The 830-nt window shown below is 71.1% G+C and carries 1 protein-coding gene; it reads right to left on the bottom strand.

Annotated elements, in window-relative coordinates; genetic code table 11:
• A partial coding sequence (locus tag ACDELDRAFT_RS23185) for an NAD(P)H-hydrate epimerase (RefSeq protein WP_005801754.1) occupies window positions 1–830 on the bottom strand: 830 nt, incomplete at both ends.

The following is an 830-nucleotide window of genomic DNA, read 5'->3' as shown; positions in this document are numbered from 1 at the left end:
GGCCACCGCCGCAGCCGCACACCACCGTGAGCTCTTCCAGCGCCAGCGCGTCAAAGCGGCGCAACATCAATTCGGGCTGCGTTGTGTCCAGTGCCATCCGGCCCTCGTCCAGCAAGGCCACCAGCACCCGGCCCGCGCCGGCATGCAATGCTGCCGATGCCGCCAGCAGCGCCGCGCCCGTCATGCCCAGGCCGCGCGCCGCCAGGCCCTCACCGCCCACCACGGCCACGTCGCCGTAGCTGCCCTTGTGGCTGGCATGGCTGCGGGGGGGGGGCTTTGCGGGGCCGGTCAACCACGCGCTGGGGGGCTCGTAGTCTGGGGATAGCCCCAGGTCATCCAGCCACACGCTACCGGCGGCGTCACGCCCCGAGGCCGTGAACAGGCCGGGCTTGAGCGTCAGCAGGCTGAGCGTGTGGCGCGTCTTCTGGGATGAGTGGGCTGTTGTAGGTGTCGGTGGGTTGAAACCTGCAGCGAACTGGCCGGTGTCGGCATCCAGGCCCGACGGCAGGTCCACGGCGAGCACGGGCGCCGGGCTGTGATGCAGGGCCGTCAGCATGGCCAGCATGCGGCTGTCGGGCGTCCGCGTGGTGGTCGATGTGATGCCAATCCCCAGCAGTGCATCGATGCACAGGTCCGCGGCGGTCATGTTGGAAGGTGGGACGTCGGCCCAGATCACCCCCGTAGCCCGTGCGCGCTCCCACGACTTTCGGGCATCGGCAGGCGCGTGCTCCGGGGTGCCCAGCCAAGTCACCACCACCCGCCGCCCATCGCGCTGCAGATGCATGGCGGCCTCCAGCCCGTCGCCGCCGTTGTTGCCGGGGCCGCAGGCA

The sequence above is a fragment of the Acidovorax delafieldii 2AN genome (genome assembly GCF_000175235.1).
GTDB lineage: Bacteria > Pseudomonadota > Gammaproteobacteria > Burkholderiales > Burkholderiaceae_C > Acidovorax > Acidovorax delafieldii_B.
Note: the sequence above shows the minus strand (reverse complement) of the source record. Positions and strands in the feature narration are given on the sequence as shown.